Origin of the sequence: Cellulomonas sp. HD19AZ1 (genome assembly GCF_004535805.1) — a bacterium.
Taxonomy (GTDB): Bacteria; Actinomycetota; Actinomycetes; order Actinomycetales; family Cellulomonadaceae; genus Cellulomonas; species Cellulomonas iranensis.
Genome location: NZ_SPHX01000003.1, coordinates 326,581 through 342,451, shown reverse-complemented (window position 1 = coordinate 342,451; position 15,871 = coordinate 326,581). Strand labels below are relative to the sequence as shown.

The following is a 15,871-nucleotide window of genomic DNA, read 5'->3' as shown; positions in this document are numbered from 1 at the left end:
GGGGTCCCGCTGCGTGGGTGCCGGGCGTGGGTGCCGGGCGGCGGGTGCCGGCGTGCGTCGTGACGCGGATCAGCCGACGGTGCCGATGACGCGCAGCCGCGTCCCGAGCGCGACGTCCTCGACGCGCACGCGGAGCCCGCGCGCGGCCGGGAACGCGTCCCCGACCAGCGGGCCGAGCCGGTCGAGGTCGACCTCGACGACGGTCGCGCCGTCCTGCGTGGACGCGGTCGCGACACCGGCCGGCAGCTTCCCGAGCTGGTCTCGGACGCCGTCGGTGACGAACCCGGAGAGGTCCAGGCGCACCTTCGGGTGCGACGCGACCAGGGCCACGCGCCATCGCCGCCCCTCGACGCCGCGGTCCTCGACGCGCACGTCGACCGGTCCGGCCATCCGCGTCGCGAGGCGCACGGCCCCCGGGACGCCGGGCAGCTCGTGCACCCGGACCCGGGCGTGCACCGCGCGGTCGTCGCCGCGGACGTCGGTGACCGCGGGCGGCAGCGCGTCGGCCGCACGGGCCAGCGCGAGGGCCTCGTCGAGCGTGAGGGTGAGCTCCATGCGCCCAGGCTACGAGCGGGCGGCGGCACACGCGGGGCGGCGGGCGCACCGCTGCGGGGCCGCGTCGGGTGCGTGGCGTCGGCCGGCACGGCAGCGGGACGTCCGGCCCTGCGGCGCGCGCCGGGACGCGGGACGATGGGGGCGACGCCGTGCGTGACGGCACCGACCGAGGAGGGCGGCATGCACCTGCAGCACCAGAGGTGGAGCGACCTGAGCGCGCGGCGGCGCGTCGGCGTCGTGGTCGTGTCGGCGGCGCAGCTCGCGCTCACGGCCGCGGCGTACCGGGACCTCGCGCGCCGTGATGCCGACGAGGTCAACGGCCCGAAGGCGGCGTGGGCGCTCGCGATCCTCGTGAACTGGGTCGGACCGCTCACGTACTTCGCGAAGGGGCGCGTGCGGTCCTGACGCCGGGCCCTGACACGGTTCCGACCGGCGAGGCCGCGACCGTCACACGTCGACGAGCCGGAGCCGGACCCGCACGGCGTCGCCGACCGCAGCGCCCGCGGCCTCGCGCACCGCGCGCTTGACCGGCAGCACGAACGTCTCGCGGCGCTTGTCGGGGAACAGCGACGTGCGCCACGTCGTCGGGCCCAGAGTCACCTCGACGCGGACCGACCCGAACCCGCCCTGCCGGCCGCGCGTCAGGTCGTCGACCTCGTCCGCGACGTCGAACGGCAGGTCGACGAACACCCAGGACCCGGCCTGCCAGAGGGTGGTCTCGACGTCGTACTGCGGCACGCCGCGACCGTACCCGGGGGCGCCCACACGCGGGGTCCCGCGCCGGCGCGCCGAGCGCGGGTCAGTCGACGGTGCCGGGCGCCGCGTCGACCGCGCCCGACGCCAGGTCGCGCAGCAGCCGCGCCCCGGCCTGCACGGTGTCCGGCGGCATGCCGTCACGCAGACGGCGCGCGACGACGTCGTCGAGCCGCGCGAGCGGGTCCCGCTCCGCGACGGCCGCGAGGAACGCGACGAGCAGCGCGCGCAGGTGCGGGCGCGTGACCGCGACGGCCGCGACGTCCCCCGCGGCGCCGTCGACGCCCGCGACCGCGGCCTCCGCGAGCACGATCGCCGTGTGCCCGAGGTCGAGCGCCGGGTCGCCCGTGCGTCCCGACGCCCAGTCCACGACCACGGGCCCGTCGGCCCCGAGCAGCACGTTGGCGGGGTGCAGGTCGAGGTGCAGCACGCGGTCGCCCCCGGCCGTGCCGAGCGGCGGGGGCAGCGCGTGCAGGCGCGCGTGCAGGTCGGCCAGCACCGCGGCGACCGCGTCGGCGTCGAGCGTGCCGGCGACGTACGCCTCCAGCAGCGTCGGCCCGTCGACACGCTCCATGACCATGCCGCCCGGCTCCTGCTCGTGCAGCGCGGGCACGGGGTAGCCGTGCGCGGCGACGTGCCGGTGCAGCGCGACCTCGGTGGTGGTGTCGCGGCCGTCGAGGTAGCGGCGGCGCACGAGGCCCGGGCCGGCGTCGAGGACCACCGCCTCGCGGCCGCGCGCGACGACCGCGCCGTCGGCGGGCTCCGTGGCGGGCGCGGCGTCGGCGGGCGTCACGACGCGTGCCCGGAGCGGCGGTGCAGGTCGGCGGCGACGATCACGACGCGAGCGTAGGGCGTGGCCGACGCGCCGGGTGGCCGCCGCGCGCGGTGCACGCCGTCCGGGGTCAGGCGCAGCCCTGCTCGGTGAGCCACGCGCGCGCGGCGTCCGCCGCGGCGGCCCCGCTGCCCGTGTCCGTGTCCGGTGGGATCGGCTCCTCGCCCAGCAGCTCGCCGGTGTGCGACTCGGTGACGCCGACCGTGAGCTGCAGCGTCGCGCCCGTGTAGAGGGGGATCTGCTGGTTCACGCTCGCGTAGCCCGCCGTCGGGACGCCGAACACGTGGACGTGGTCGCGGCCGCGCAGCGCGATGAGCGTCTGCTCGCCCGAGCTCGCGGTGCGCTCGTCGACGAGCACCGCGACGGGTACGTCCAGGCGGGGCGACGAGCGGGGTGCCGTGATCGACGTGCCGCCACCGGTGACGCGTCCGCGCGTGAGCCGCACCTCGCTGCGCCGCTCGCCGGTCACGAACGTCTGGAGCACGCCGTCGGGCAGGAGCTTGGCCACGCCCGCGACCATCGGGCCCATGTCGCCGCCGGAGTTGCCCCGCAGGTCCACCACGACGCCGCACACGCCCGGCTCCGCGAGACCCGCGGCGAGGGTGTCGGTGTACGCCTGCGCGGCCGCGAGGTCGCCCGTGAACTCGGGCACCACGAGCGTCGCGACGCCGCCGTCGCGCTCGACGGACGCGGGCTGCTGCGGTGCAGGAGCGGTGTCGCCGGTGCGCGCCGGGACGAGGGTCGAGTGCGGGCCGCCGGCGACCTGCACGGCCTCGGCGAGGATCGCGTCGACGTCCTCGAGCGTCGCGGCCGTCGCGATCGCGCCGCGGGCCCGCTCGCGCTCGTCGTGCCACTGCGGCGACGACGCGTTCAGCCCGCCGTCGAGCATCGTCAGGACGGTGTCGCCGTAGCGCTGCGGCGTGGGCGGCACGAGCCAGACGTTGAAGCGGGGCCCGACGAACCACACGAGGCCGACGCCGGCGACGACGAGCAGGAGGACGGCGCTCAGGAGCGCGACGAGCAGACGGCGGGCACGACGGGGGCGGGGCACGGTGTTCCTTCCGGGGGGCTGCTCCCAGCGTCGCCGGTGCGGCGGGGCGAGCGCTTCCCCCGGGGGTCTGACCTGCGCAGGCGCCGCGTCAGCCCCTCGCACGACGGGCGACGGCGACGACTGCGACCGCGCCCGCGACGGCGAGCCCGCCCGCGACCGCGGTGAGCCCGCCGTACCCGACCTGCGCGAGCGCGACGCCCGCGAGCGCACCGCCGCCCGCACCGGCCAGCGACATCAGCGCGTCGGACACGCCCTGGACCGTGACGCGCTCGTCGCCGGGGATCGCGCCCGCCATGACCGCCGAGCCGGCGACGTTCGCGGCCGACCACCCCACGCCCAGCAGCACGAGCCCCACGGTCACCGCGCCGTGGCTGCCGCCGCCGACCCCCGAGACCACGGACGCGACGACGAGCACCGCGAGCCCGCCGACCAGCACGGCCGTCGCCCCCAGCCGGTCCGCGAGCGCGCCCATGACCGGCGACAACGCGTACATGCCCGCGATGTGCAGGCTCACGGTCAGACCCACGAGCTCGATCGACGCCCCGTGCCCGGCCATGTGGACGGGCGTCATCGACATGACCGCGACCATCACGGCGTGCGCCACGAGGATCCCGACCAGCGCGGCCACGGCGCGCGGGTACCGCCCGAGCGTCGCGAGCGCCGCGCGCAGCGGCACGTGCGGGCGCGGCCCGGCGGCACCGCCGCCGAGCGTGCGGGCCGTGAGCAACGGGTCGGGACGCAGCCCGACCCACAGCACGAGCATCGCGGCGACCATGCCGACGGCCGAGAACACGAACACGGCCGCGAGCTCGGGCAGACCCGTGAGGCGCGACGTCGGCTCGCCGAGCCGCACGAGGTTCGGTCCCGTGACGGCACCGACGGTCGACGTCCACACGACGAGCGACAGGTCGCGCGCCCGCGTCCCCGCGGTCGACAGGTCGGTGGCCGCGAACCGCGCCTGCAGGTTCACCGCGCTGCCGACGCCCATGAGCGCCGCCCCGACCAGCAGCAGCGCGAACACCTGCACGACCGCGGCGACGACCACCACGACCGCACCGACCGACGCGAGCGCGAGCCCGGCCGACAGCGACGCGCGCCGCCCGCGGGCCAGCGCGAGGCGTGCGAGCCACAGCGCGGACAGCGCCGCGCCGAGCGTCGCGGCGGTCGTCACCGACCCGGCCCACGCGTCGGACCCCGACAGCTCCACCGCGATGAGCGACCCGACCGACACGACCGAACCCGCCGCGACGCCGCTGAGCACCTGCGCGAGCGCGAGCAGCCCGACCGTGCGGCGGCGCAGGCCCGCGGGCGCGCCCGTCGGCGGGGCCGGCGCCGGGGCGAGCGGCAGCGGGGCGACCGGGACCGCGTCGGCCGGGGGAGGTGGGGTCGGGTCGGCGGTCACGACGGGAGCGTAACCAGGCGTGGACGGCCCCGGCCCCGGCCGTGGTCGCGGCCCCGCCGAGGGCGGGGACGTCAGGTGCTCGCCGTGCCGGTGCTCGTCGTGCCGGTGCTCGGCGCGTCGGTGCTCGGCGCGCCTGCGCCGGCCGGACCGCCGTCCGTCGTGTCGCCGGCCGCACCGTCCGTCGGGCCCCCGGTGGTGCCGCGCGTCGTGGGGCCGGCGGCCAGCGCCTGCGAGATCGTCGCCGCCTCCTGCGTGACCGTGGCCGGGTCGACGAGGTCCGCGGCCTGGTCGGTGAGCAGCGCGACCAGCGCGTCCAGGTGGTCCTGCGCGGCCCCGCTCGTCACCGCGCTCGCGGTGAGCTCGGCGAGCGCGTCGTCGTAGGCCGCCGCGAACGCGTCCGTCGCGAGGAACCGCGTCACGAGCGCGTTCCCGACGCCGCCCGGTCCGCCACCGCCCGGCATCCCCGCCGCACCGCCCGCCGCGTCGCCGCCGCCCGGACGCGCGGCGCGCTCGCCGTCCTGCGGGGCCTCGCCCTGCGGCGGCCAGCCCTGCGGGAGCTCGCCGTCCGCGAGGTCCGGCAGCTCGCCCTGCGGGGGCGTCGGTCGCTCGCCGCCGTCGGCCCCGGGCTCGCCGCCGGGCATCCCACCGCCCGTCCCGCCGCCCATGCCGCCGCCCATGCCGCCGGAGAACGACAGGTTCTGGTCCCACGCGACCACCGTGAACAGGCCCGTCGTCTCGTCCCAGCGCAGGTAGGAGTTGTTGCCGGGGCCGTCGATGTCGTCCCAGTTCTGCACGACGTCCTGCGCCGCGAGGTACCGCGCGAACGCGTCGACGTCGAGGTGGTCGCCCAGCTGCGCCGCGAACTCCTCGTCGCTCGCGTCGTTCACGAGCGCGAGCAGCTCGATCAGGGGCGTGTACTGCTCGTCCTCCGGCAGCGAGCTCGTGCTGCTCTTGACCTCGAACGCGTCGGCGTACGCGCTCGCGTCCTCGCCGCGGTACGACCAGTCGCCCTCGCTGTCGGCCTTGTAGGTGATGCCGGGGTTCTCGAACGTGTCGGCGTTCCACAGGTCGTCGTCGGGCAGGTCCAGCACCAGCCGCAGCCGCTCGTCGCCGCCGTTGACGCTCAGCCGCACGTACGTCGCCTGCTCGGCGGGGACGTCCGCGAGCGCGAGCACCTGCAGCGCGACGGCCTCGTTGAGCGACGACTGCGTGCTGCTGCCGCGCACCACCAGGTCGGTGCGGCCCGCGTACTGCTGGCCGTCGACGTACTTGTCGAGCCGGATCAGCCACGGCAGGCCCGCGGGGTCGTCGGCGGAGACGGAGCCCTCGCCCAGGTCGTCGCGCGCGGGGGCGTCCGCGGGGGCCTCAGCCGTGCCGGCGCCGTCGGTCGTCGCGTCCGCGTCGTCGGTCGCGCCCGCCCCCGCGTCGTCCGTCCCCGGGCGCGACGCGAGGCCGCGCAGGCTCGAGTTGCCCTTGAGGCGCAGCCCGACGTCCTGGAGCTCCTGGCCGTCGATCACGACGGTCGCCCGGATCCACTCCTTGTCCCCGGTCGCGGCGTACGCGTCGAGCATCGCCTGGTAGTCGTCCTCGTCGTACGTCACGGCGATCGAGTGCACCGTCGTCGTGTCGAACAGGTCCGCGCCCGCGGTGGCGCTCGCCGCGGCGCTCGTGCCGGACGCGCCGGACGCGGCGTCCGTCGCGGGGACGGAGCACGCCGCGAGCGTCGCCGCGAGCACCGCCGCGACCGTCGCGCGCAGCGCCCGGCGTCGTCGGTGGGTGGAGGTCGGGAGGTCGTCGTGGTGGTCCATGCGTCGACCGTGCCCTGCGGCGCTGTGGCCTCGCTGTGGTGCGCACGGGTCGCGGCCGTGAGACGCCGCCTCGGCCCGAGCGGATTTCACCCGCTGCCAGACCGGGAGGAATGACCCGTGCCCGGGCGAGCCGGTCGGGCCGGACGGGTGAAGCGGTGCGGGCGTCGGGGTGGCGCACCGGGCGCCACCTAGCGTGTGGCCGACCCGCACCCGCCCCAGCCCGGGAGACCTCGTGCACGCTCGCCCCCACCGCCCGCCCACGGGGCGCACCCGCCGCCTGCGACGCGTCCTGAGCGGCGTCCTCGCCGCCGCGCTCGCGGTCCCCGCCCTGCTGCTCGCCGCGGCCCCGGCGACCGCCGCCGGCTTCTCGGTGGCCGGGGCGCCGTCCATTGCGTCGTCCGCGTGGGTCGGGACGCCGCTGTCGGTGTCGTTGGCCGGCATGGACATCTCTCCGGCCGTCGACTCCTACCGGGTCTCGTGGCGCTGGTCGGACGGCACCCCGCGCGCGGTGCTCGAGTCGCCGGACACGGACTACACGCCGACCGCCGCCGACCTCGGCCGCTCGCTGTACGCCGACGTGCTGCTGCGCGGCGCGAACGGCGAGCTCTACGCGATCGGCACGAACCTCACCGGCGCGGTCGCGCTGCGCGGCTTCGACGAGGTCCCGACGCTCGCGGTCACCGGGTCGGGCGTGGTCGGCGAGCCGCTCACGGTCGACGTCACGGGTGCGTGGTCGCCGACCCCGGACGACGTCGAGTACGTGTGGCACCGGTACCCGGTCGACGCGGTCGTCGCGTCCGGCACCGGGCCCGCCGCCGCCACCTACGTCCCCACGGTCGACGACATCGGCTCGACGTTCTACGTCGTCGCCACCGCGTCGCGCCCCGGCTACGCCGACAACACGCAGACCTCGACCGCGTCCACGACGGTCCACCTCGGCTCGTTCGCGGGCGTCGAGCGTCCGACGGTCACGGGGACGGGCGTCGTCGGCTCGCCGTTCACGGCGGCGCTCGACGTCACGGGCACGACGCCCGCGCCCGCGTCGGTGGACTTCCAGTGGTACCGCACCGACGGCACGCCGGTCGCCGGTGCGACGTCCGCGACGTTCACGCCCGGGCTCGACCTGGTCGGCGAGCCGCTGTACGTCGTCGCGACGCTGCGCGGGCCGGGTCACCAGGACTTCGTCACGCTCGGCTCGGACTACTCCGCGACCGTGAGCCCCGCGTCCTTCGAGGGGGTCGGCCGCCCCGTCGTGACGGGCTCGGGCGTCCTCGGCACGTCGTTCACGGCGTCGCTCGACGTCACGGGCACGACGCCCGCGCCCGCGTCGGTGGACTTCCAGTGGTACCGCACCGATGGCACGCCGGTCGCCGGTGCGACGTCCGCGACGTTCACGCCCGGGCTCGACCTGGTCGGCGAGCCCCTGTACGTCGTCGCGACGCTGCGCGCGCCGGGCCACCACACGTACGTCACGCTCGGCTCGGACTACACGCGCACCGTCTCGCTCGCGTCCTTCGCACCTGGTGCCGCGCCCGTGCTCACGGGCCACCACGTGCTCACGGGCACGCTCACCGCGACGCTCGACACGTCCGCGTGGACGCCGCGCCCGCAGTCGCTCACGTACCGGTGGTTCCTCGCCGACGGCACGCCCGTCGCCGGCGAGACCGACGCGACGCTGCGGCCGACGGCCGCCCTCGTCGGCGAGAGCGTGTACGTCGAGGTCACCGCGCACGCCGAGGGGTACCAGCCCTACGTCATCGCGTCGGCCCCGAGCGGCACGATCGCCGCGGCCACCGCGGCCGTCTCGCAGCCCGTCGTCGTCACCGGCTCCACCGTGACCGTCGAGGTCTGGGGCCTGCTGCCCGACACCGACTACGCGCTCGAGCTGCACTCCACGCCCGCCGCGCTCGGCACGTTCCGCTCGTCGTCGCAGGGCGTCCTGCGCGCCACGGTCACGCTGCCCGCCGGCACGACCCTCGGCGCGCACTCGGTCGTCGTCCTGCTCGACGGCGCCGAGGTCGCCCGGGTGGGGGTCACGGTCACCGCGCCCGGTGTCGCGCCCGCCACGCCGGCCGCTCCGGTGGCGGCGGCCCCCGCCGTGGCCGCCCCCGCCGCAGCCGCGCTCGCCACGACCGGTGCGGGCGACGCGTCCGCGCTGCTCGCCGTCGTCGCGCTGCTGCTCGTCGTCGGCGCCGCCACGGTGCGGGTGGCTGCCCGGCGCTGACCTGCCCGGCCGCGAGGCCCTGCACGACCGACGGCCCCGACCCCGCGCGAGCGGGGCGGGGCCGTCGTCGTGCGTGGCCGCGGCGGGTCGTCTCGCTGATCTCGCTCTGCGGTGGTCCCGCGACGCGGGGACCGGTCGTCGCGACGCTCTCGGGCGGCTCGTCGGCTGCTGGGTGCCTGGTGGCGCAGCGGTGCCCAGCGCCGCCCACGACGAAGGGCCCGCCCCACATCGCTGCGGAGCGGGCCCTTCGGCTGCGGAGGATGGGGGATTCGAACCCCCGAGGGCGTGAACCCAACACGCTTTCCAAGCGTGCGCCATAGGCCACTAGGCGAATCCTCCAGGCTGCGGCGCTCCCGCCGGGCGGGCGCGCTGCGGGTAGGAGTCTAGCCGAGGACGACGGTGCCGTCGGACGCCGCCCGGCGCACCGGAGGTAGGGACACGCGCCGTGTGGGCGGGTCGTGGTGGGGTGGGCGCATGGTCGCGCGCACGGGTCCGTGGAGCACGCTGCCGGTGCGTCGCGTCCAGGCGGGGGACCCCAAGCTCGACGGCGAGCGCGGCGGGGACTGGCACCTGCGCGTGCCGGCGGTGCGGCAGGTGCTGGAGCACGGCTGGGACCTGGGCCCGGCGACGGTGCTGGTCGGCGAGAACGGTGCGGGCAAGTCGACGCTGGTCGAGGGGATCGCGACGACCTTCGGCATGGCGGGCGAGGGCGGGTCGACGGGGTCGATGCACCGCACGCGGCCCACCGAGTCGGGGTTCGCGCACGACATCCAGCTGGTCCGCGGGGCGGGCGCGCCGCGGCGCGGGTTCTTCCTGCGCGCCGAGACGATGCACGGCTTCTACACGTACCTCGACGAGCACCCCAGCGCCCGCGACCCCGAGTTCCACGCGTTGTCGCACGGCGAGTCGTTCCTCGAGCTCATCGGCTCCCGGATGACGCACCCGGGCCTGTACGTGCTCGACGAGCCCGAGTCCGCGCTGTCGTTCACCGGCAGCCTCGCGCTGCTGCAGCACCTGCACGACCTGGTCCGCAACGACTCCCAGGTGATCCTGTCGACGCACTCGCCGCTGCTCGCGGCGCTGCCCGGCGCGACGATCTACGAGGTCGGCGAGTGGGGCCTGCGCGAGTGCGCGTGGGACGAGCTCGACCTCGTGACGTCGTGGCGCGGGTTCCTCGACGCACCCGAGCGGTACCTGCGGCACGTCCTGGACGGCTGACGGACGAGACCGGGCGCCGACGGCTCAGCGCGCCGGCTGGACCATCGACGCCCGGCCTCGCGAGCTGCCTGTCCCGTCAGGTGGACGACGTCAGGCGTCGAACCGCTCGCCGCGCTCGCGGACCCTCCCGGCCCCGAGCCCGCCGCGCGCGTCGGCGTCCCACGTGTAGACCTCGGTGCCGGTGACGAACACGTGCTCGGCGCGCGACGTCACGTCGAGCGGGTCGCCCGACCACACGACCACGTCGCCGTCGAGCCCGGGCGTGAGCGACCCGATGCGGTCGTCGAGGCCGAGGAACTGCGCCGGGTTCACGGTCAGCGCGCGCAGGGCCGTGTCCCGGTCGAGGCCCTCCTTCACGGCGAGCGACGCCTGGTGCACCAGGAAGTTGATCGGCACCACGGGGTGGTCGGTCGTGATCGCGACCCGCACGCCCGCCCGCGCCAGCACGCCGAGGTTCTCGATCGCGCGGTCGCGCAGCTCGACCTTGGACCGCGCCGTGAACATCGGCCCGAAGATTACCGGGACGTCGCGCTCGGCCAGCACGTCGGCGATCGACGCCGCGTCGGTGCCGTGGTTGACCACGAGCCGGTACCCGAACTCGTCGGCCAGCCGCAGGGCCGTCGCGATGTCGTCGGCGCGGTGCGTGTGCTGGTCCCACGCGAGCTCGCCCGCGAGCACCGCCGCGAGCGTCTCCTTGCCGAGGTCACGCTCGAACGGCTCGCCCGCCGCGGCCGCCGCGTCCCGCCGGGCCGCGTACGTCTGCGCGTCGACGAACGCCTTGCGGATGACGGCCGCGACGCCCAGTCGCGTCGACGGCAGCTGCTTGCGCTCGCCGTACACGCGCTTGGGGTTCTCGCCCAGCGCGGACTTCACCGACACGTCGTGCCGGATCACCTGCTCGTCGACCGTGCGGCCGCCCCACGTCTTGAGCGCGACCGTCCGCCCGCCGATCGGGTTGCCCGAGCCGGGCTTGACGACGGCCGACGTCACGCCGCCCACGAGCGCGTCGCGGAAGCCCTCGTCCTCGACGTTGACCGCGTCGATCGCGCGCAGCGCCGACCCGTCGGGCGACGTCATCTCGTTCGCGTCCTCGCCGGCCCAGCCCTGGGCCTCCTCCCAGACGCCCATGTGCGCGTGCGCCTCGACGAACCCCGGCAGCACCCAGCGACCGCGCGCGTCGACCACGCGCACGCCGTCCGGCACCACCACGTCCGTGCCGACGGCCGTCACGACGCCGTCCTCGACCAGCACGGTCGCGTCCGCGATCGGCTCCGACGCGACCGGCACGACGTACCCGCCGACGACAGCGACCGACCCGCGGGTCGTGCCGATCGGCAGCCGGCCGGGCGAGGTGGCGCGCGAGGTGGACGACGGGGACGTGACGGTGCTGCGGGTCTGCTCGGGCATGACGTCCATCATGGCCCCGGTCGTGACCGCCGCGTGCGGGACCGGCCGCGCGCTGTGGAACGCACGGCCGGTGCGCGGTGTGTGGGGTGCGTGGAGGTCGCCGCGGGACCCCCGCCGGGCGGATGTCCGGATCGTCCGACCCGGTTAGCGTGGCCGCCATGACCCAGGAGCGACCGCGCACCCCCGACGACAGCCCCCCGTACGCGCCCGGCGTCACGCACGACCGCCTCGCCGACCGGTGGCCCGGCGACGCGTGGCGCGGCCCGCTGCTCGGCGTGGCCCTGGGCGTCCTGACCCTCCCCGCGGTGACGACCGTGCTGGTCGCGCTGCTCGTGCTCGCCGCCCGCGGCGAGGCCGCCTGGCTGCTCGTCGCGGGCGTCGCGCTCGTCACGTCGGTGCTCGGGGGGCTCGGCGCGGGGATCGCGCTGCGGCGCGGGCACCGCGGCGTCGTGCACCGGGTCGCGCTCCTCGCGGGCGTGTGGGGCGTCGCCGTCGTCGTCGCGGCGGTCGCGCTCGCGCTCGCGTCCGACCTGTCCGACCGCGTGGGCGTCGCCGTCATGCTCGTGCTCGGCGGCACCTACACGCTCGTGCTGGCGCTCGCGCTGTGGGGCGCGTCGCGCGTCATGCCGGCCCCCGCCGCCCCCGCGCCCGCCGACCCGCCCGCCGACGACGCGGACGACCCCGCCCCCGTCTCCGCCCCGACACCGGCGCGCGACGCCGCCGCGCCGCCCGCACCCGGCGACGCCGAGCTCGCGGACTGGCCCGCGTGGGGAGGCGACGACGCGCCCACCCCCACGGCCGAGGAGGTCGTGGTCGAGGAGGTCGTCGACGCCGAGGTCGTCGACGCCGAGGTCGTCGAGCCCGCCGCGCCGCCCGTGCCGCCCACGCGCCCCGCCGAGCCCGCGCGACCCGCCCGCTCGGCGTCGTCACGCCCCGTGCGCCCCGCGGCGCCGGACGCGACCCCGGCGCCCTCGCGGCCGCCGCGCCGCAGCGTGACCTCCGGCGGCGCGGGCGCATCGCGCCGCACCGGCCCGGCGGGCGGCGGCCCGGCGACCGAGCGCATCGTCCCCGAGGACGGCGACGGCGGCCCGCCCACGCAGCGCCTGCCCCCCGTCACGCCGTGACCACGCGCGACGCCGCCCCGGGTCCCGGGGGCGGCGTCGCCTGCGTTAAGGTGGTGGGCAGACCCCTCGTGCGGCGTCATCTCGCTGAACCCCCCCAGGGCCGGAAGGCAGCAAGGGCAGGTGAGCTCTGGCGGGTGTGCGGGGGGTCCTTGCATGCCCGGCCACGACCACGGGCACGAGCGCGGCCGCAGGCGCCGTCGCGGACCCGGCCGTGAGCGCCGCGCCCCCTCCGGGACCTCCCCGACGCCCCGCACCACGACGTGCGACCGAGGTCGTGCCGCGCCCAGCGTGCCGTCCCCCCGCGGGCGGACGGCACCCCCGCACGGACGACACCCACGCCGGACGCGGCGGCACGTGCCCCCGCCGGACGATGGGTGCCATGACCGACCCGACCATCCCCGCCCCCGGAGACCTCGTGCCGCCCGCCACCGGGACGGCTCCCGACGCGGCCCGGCCCGTGACGTCCGCGTGGACCGGCGCGGCCCCCCGCCTCGCCGGGCGCGGGCTCGTGCACCGCTTCGGCACGACCACCGCGCTCGCGGGTGTCGACGTCGACCTCGCCGACGGCGAGTCGCTCGCCGTCATGGGCCCCTCGGGGTCCGGCAAGTCGACGCTGCTGCACGTGCTCGCGGGCATCATCGTGCCGTCCGGCGGCACCGTGACGCTGCGCGGCGAGCCCGTGCAGGCGCTGTCGGAGAAGAAGCGCTCGCTGCTGCGGCGCACGCGCTACGGGTTCGTCTTCCAGTTCGGCCAGCTGCTGTCGGAGCTGTCGGCGCTCGAGAACGTGGCGCTGCCGGCGATGCTCACCGGGGCGTCCCGGTCCGACGCGCAGGCCGCCGCGGGCCAGTGGCTCGCGGCGCTCGGCCTGGCCGGCGCGGAGGGGCGCCGGCCAGGCGAGCTCTCCGGCGGGCAGGCGCAGCGCGTCGCGGTCGCCCGCGCGCTCATCACGCGGCCCGAGGTCGTCTTCGCCGACGAGCCCACGGGCGCGCTCGACCAGCAGACCGGTCACGACGTCATGAAGGTCCTCGTGGACTCCACGCGGGCCGTCGGCTCGTCGCTCGTCGTCGTCACCCACGACGCGGACGTCGCGGCCTGGTGCGACCGCCGCATCGACATGCGCGACGGCCTGGTGGTGCCGCCCGGTTCGACGACGGGCGAGGGCGTCGGCCCGCGCCCGGGCGAGAAGCCCGGCCGCGCGCTGCCCGACGACCTGGGCTCCGCGCGCGTCTCCGACGTCTTCGGCGGTGCGCGGTGAGCATCAGCCCCGTCCTGGCGCTCGCGCCCCGGCTGCAGCGCGCCGGCGGCCGCGACTCGCGCACCACCACCGTCCTGGCCGTCACGGCGTTCACCGTCACGACCGCGCTGACGCTGTCGGTCGTCGCGGCGCTGCTCGGCTTCGTCGACCGCGCCGAGAACCCCGTCACGCAGTTCGACCGTGACATGGGCGGGTTCTACGTGACGCTCGCCGTCACCGCGACGATCCTGCTGGTCGTGCCGCTGCTGACGCTCGGCGGCGCCGCGGCCCGTCTCGGCGTCGCGCGCCGGGACGCGCGCCTCGCGGCGCTGCGGCTCATCGGCGCGACGCCCGGCGAGGTCGTCGGGCTGACCCTCCTGGAGACCGCGCTGCAGGGGTTCGTCGGCGCCGTGCTCGGCACGGGCCTGTACGGCCTGCTGCTGGGCGTGTGGACGCAGATCCCGTTCCAGGGGCGTCCGTTCACGGTCGGCGACCTGTGGGTGGGTGTGCCGGTCGTGCTGCTCGCGTGGCTCGTCGTCCCCGTGCTCGCCGCCGTCAGCGGCGCGGTCACGCTGCGCCGCGTCGTCGTCTCGCCGCTGGGCGTCGCGCGGCGCGAGACGAAGCCGGGGCTCACCGCCGTCCGTGTCGTCGTGGCGCTCGCCGCGGTCGCCGCGTTCATGTTCGTGTCGATGAACGGCCAGATGTTCGCCGCGATCCTCGTGACGATGCTGCTGGGCATGCTCGCGGTCGCGTTCCTCGCGATGAACGCGATCGGGCCGTGGGTGCTCGGCGTCATGGGCCGCGTGCGGCTGCGCCGCGCCCGCACGCCCGCGCAGCTGCTGGCCGCGCGTCGCCTGCTCGACGACCCGAAGGCCATGTGGCGGATCGTCGGCGGGCTGGGTCTCGCGTCGTTCGTCGCCGGGTGCCTCACGGCCGTGCCGGCGCTCGTGTCGCTCGTGGGGGACAGCGACCCGGACGCGGTCATGCAGATGTCCGACATCCGCACCGGGGCGATCCTCACGCTCGCCATCACGTTCCTGCTGTCGGCCGTGTCGGCCGGGATCGCGCAGGCCGCCGCCGTGCTCGACCGGCGCCGCGAGCTGTCGCTCGCGCGCCTCGCGGGCGTGCCGGACGACCTGTTCGACCAGGTGCGCCGGCGCGAGGTGCTCGCACCGCTGCTGTTCACGTCGGTGGGGTCGGCGCTCGCGTCGTTCGTCATGTTCTTCCCGCTGTTCGGGCAGATCATCCTGTCCGCGCCGTCGGGGCTGCTGCTGCTCGTCGGGAGCCTGGCCGTCGGCATCGCGCTCGTGCTGCTGGCCACCGAGGCGTCGCGGCCGCTGCTGCGCCGCACGCTCGCCGAGACGGTCGTCCGCGCCGACTGAGCCGGACGCACCGCGCCGGACCGCCGGGCCCGCCCCTCCGCCGGGGCGGGCCCGGCGTGCGTCGTGGCGGCTCGGCCCGTGTCAGGTGCGGCGGTCCGGGTCGGGTGTCGCGGCACGCGACTGCACCACGAGCTCGTCGACGGCCGCCGCCCCCGCGACCGCGGCGACGCACCACAGCGCACCGGTCCACCCGGCGAGCGCGAGCAGCGGCGCCGTGAACACCGCGAGCCCGGCGACCCGGTTCGCGGCCGTGTGCCGCGGGACGACCCGCCGGAACCGCCGCACCCCGACGGCGACGGCCGCGACCTTGATCACGGCCACGCCCGCGGCGGCGGCCAGGAGCTGCACGGCCGCGTCGCCCAGCAGCCGCGCGACCAGCCACGTCGCCGCGACGAACAGCAGCACGTCGGCGGCCGAGTCGATCCGTGCACCGCGCGGCCCCGCCGTGCCCAGGCGCCGCGCGAGCGGCCCGTCGAGCGCGTCGGTGAGCCCCGCGGCCAGGTACAGCGTCACGAGCAGCGCCGGCCGGTCGACGGTGAGCGGCAGCGCGAGCGCGAGCACGCCCCGCGCGGCCGACAGCGCGTCCGGCAGCCACCGCCCCACGCGCCCGCACGCTACGCGCCTCCGGTCCGCAGCGCCCCGGACCTCCGCCCTGCCGCCACCCGGCCCCACCGCCCCGCCGCCGACCGCGGGGTTCTGCCGGTCTACGGGGCCCGTGGGCGGCGGAACCCCGCGTTCGTCGGTGCTGCTCGGCGGCATCGGGCGGGCTGGACGAGTCGCCTCGGCGACCGCGGGGCGCGCCGGTCTCGGGTCCCAGGAGCGGTGCGGGTCCGCGTCGGGCCGGCCGGCGGTCCGGGAGGTGGCCACGGGCCGACCGGCGT

The 15,871-nt window shown here is 77.2% G+C and carries 14 protein-coding genes, 1 tRNA gene and 1 other RNA gene; 7 read left to right on the top strand and 9 right to left on the bottom strand.

Going from position 1 to position 15,871, the window contains the following annotated elements; all coding sequences use genetic code 11:
- Positions 1-69 precede the first annotated feature (69 nt).
- Positions 70-555: a hypothetical protein gene (locus tag E4A51_RS18690; protein WP_070319790.1), complete on the bottom strand. Its 486-nt coding sequence runs from the start codon at positions 553-555 to the stop codon at positions 70-72.
- Positions 556-735: 180 nt separating this feature from the next.
- Here E4A51_RS18690 and E4A51_RS07735 point away from each other — a divergent pair, with 180 nt between their 5' ends.
- Positions 736-960, top strand: a complete 225-nt coding sequence (locus E4A51_RS07735; RefSeq protein WP_046530858.1) for a PLDc N-terminal domain-containing protein — start codon at positions 736-738, stop codon at positions 958-960.
- Between the two features lie 42 nt (positions 961-1,002).
- Here E4A51_RS07735 and E4A51_RS07730 read toward each other — a convergent pair whose 3' ends face one another.
- From E4A51_RS07730 to E4A51_RS07710, 5 genes are all read right to left on the bottom strand, one after another.
- Positions 1,003-1,293: a DUF1905 domain-containing protein gene (locus E4A51_RS07730; RefSeq protein ID WP_046530857.1), complete on the bottom strand. Its 291-nt coding sequence runs from the start codon at positions 1,291-1,293 to the stop codon at positions 1,003-1,005.
- A 61-nt stretch (positions 1,294-1,354) separates the two neighbouring features.
- Positions 1,355-2,101, bottom strand: a complete 747-nt coding sequence (locus E4A51_RS07725; RefSeq protein WP_134851360.1) for a phosphotransferase — start codon at positions 2,099-2,101, stop codon at positions 1,355-1,357.
- Between the two features lie 109 nt (positions 2,102-2,210).
- The gene (locus E4A51_RS07720; protein WP_134851359.1) at positions 2,211-3,191 is read right to left on the bottom strand and encodes a S41 family peptidase; all 981 of its coding nucleotides are present in this window, start codon (positions 3,189-3,191) and stop codon (positions 2,211-2,213) included.
- Between the two features lie 88 nt (positions 3,192-3,279).
- Positions 3,280-4,593, bottom strand: a complete 1,314-nt coding sequence (locus tag E4A51_RS07715; protein ID WP_240696415.1) for an MFS transporter — start codon at positions 4,591-4,593, stop codon at positions 3,280-3,282.
- Positions 4,594-4,664: 71 nt separating this feature from the next.
- Positions 4,665-6,401, bottom strand: coding sequence for a CotH kinase family protein (locus E4A51_RS07710; protein WP_134851358.1), 1,737 nt, complete (start codon positions 6,399-6,401; stop codon positions 4,665-4,667).
- A gap of 232 nt (positions 6,402-6,633) precedes the next feature.
- Here E4A51_RS07710 and E4A51_RS07705 point away from each other — a divergent pair, with 232 nt between their 5' ends.
- Positions 6,634-8,625, top strand: coding sequence for a hypothetical protein (locus E4A51_RS07705; protein WP_134851357.1), 1,992 nt, complete (start codon positions 6,634-6,636; stop codon positions 8,623-8,625).
- Positions 8,626-8,879: 254 nt separating this feature from the next.
- Here E4A51_RS07705 and E4A51_RS07700 read toward each other — a convergent pair.
- Positions 8,880-8,964, bottom strand: a tRNA-Ser gene (locus tag E4A51_RS07700).
- Positions 8,965-9,099: 135 nt separating this feature from the next.
- On the opposite strand from E4A51_RS07700, the gene E4A51_RS07695 reads away from it, so the two are divergent.
- A complete protein-coding gene (locus E4A51_RS07695; RefSeq protein WP_134851356.1) occupies positions 9,100-9,843 on the top strand; it encodes an ATP-binding cassette domain-containing protein in 744 nt (247 codons plus the stop codon).
- Positions 9,844-9,933: 90 nt separating this feature from the next.
- Here the strand turns inward: E4A51_RS07695 and E4A51_RS07690 are convergent, their stop codons facing one another.
- Positions 9,934-11,250 (bottom strand): amidohydrolase, encoded by a 1,317-nt coding sequence (locus tag E4A51_RS07690; protein ID WP_134851355.1) that lies wholly within the window; start codon positions 11,248-11,250, stop codon positions 9,934-9,936.
- Between the two features lie 158 nt (positions 11,251-11,408).
- Between E4A51_RS07690 and E4A51_RS07685 the strand changes: the two genes are divergently transcribed.
- From E4A51_RS07685 to E4A51_RS07670, 4 genes are all read left to right on the top strand, one after another.
- Positions 11,409-12,374, top strand: a complete 966-nt coding sequence (locus E4A51_RS07685; RefSeq protein WP_134851354.1) for a hypothetical protein — start codon at positions 11,409-11,411, stop codon at positions 12,372-12,374.
- Positions 12,375-12,431: 57 nt separating this feature from the next.
- Positions 12,432-12,528, top strand: an RNA gene (gene ffs, locus E4A51_RS07680) — signal recognition particle sRNA small type.
- A gap of 225 nt (positions 12,529-12,753) precedes the next feature.
- Positions 12,754-13,629 carry an ABC transporter ATP-binding protein gene (locus E4A51_RS07675; protein ID WP_070320956.1) on the top strand — a complete coding sequence of 292 codons (876 nt, stop codon included), beginning with the start codon at positions 12,754-12,756 and terminating at the stop codon, positions 13,627-13,629.
- Positions 13,626-14,990: an FtsX-like permease family protein gene (locus tag E4A51_RS07670; RefSeq protein ID WP_240696414.1), complete on the top strand. Its 1,365-nt coding sequence runs from the start codon at positions 13,626-13,628 to the stop codon at positions 14,988-14,990. The genes E4A51_RS07675 and E4A51_RS07670 overlap by 4 nt, the downstream gene beginning before the upstream one ends.
- Positions 14,991-15,071: 81 nt before the next feature.
- On the opposite strand, the gene E4A51_RS07665 is transcribed toward E4A51_RS07670, so the two are convergent.
- On the bottom strand, positions 15,072-15,593 hold the full coding sequence (locus E4A51_RS07665; RefSeq protein WP_070320957.1) for a CDP-alcohol phosphatidyltransferase family protein: 522 nt from the start codon (positions 15,591-15,593) through the stop codon (positions 15,072-15,074).
- Positions 15,594-15,871 lie beyond the last annotated feature (278 nt).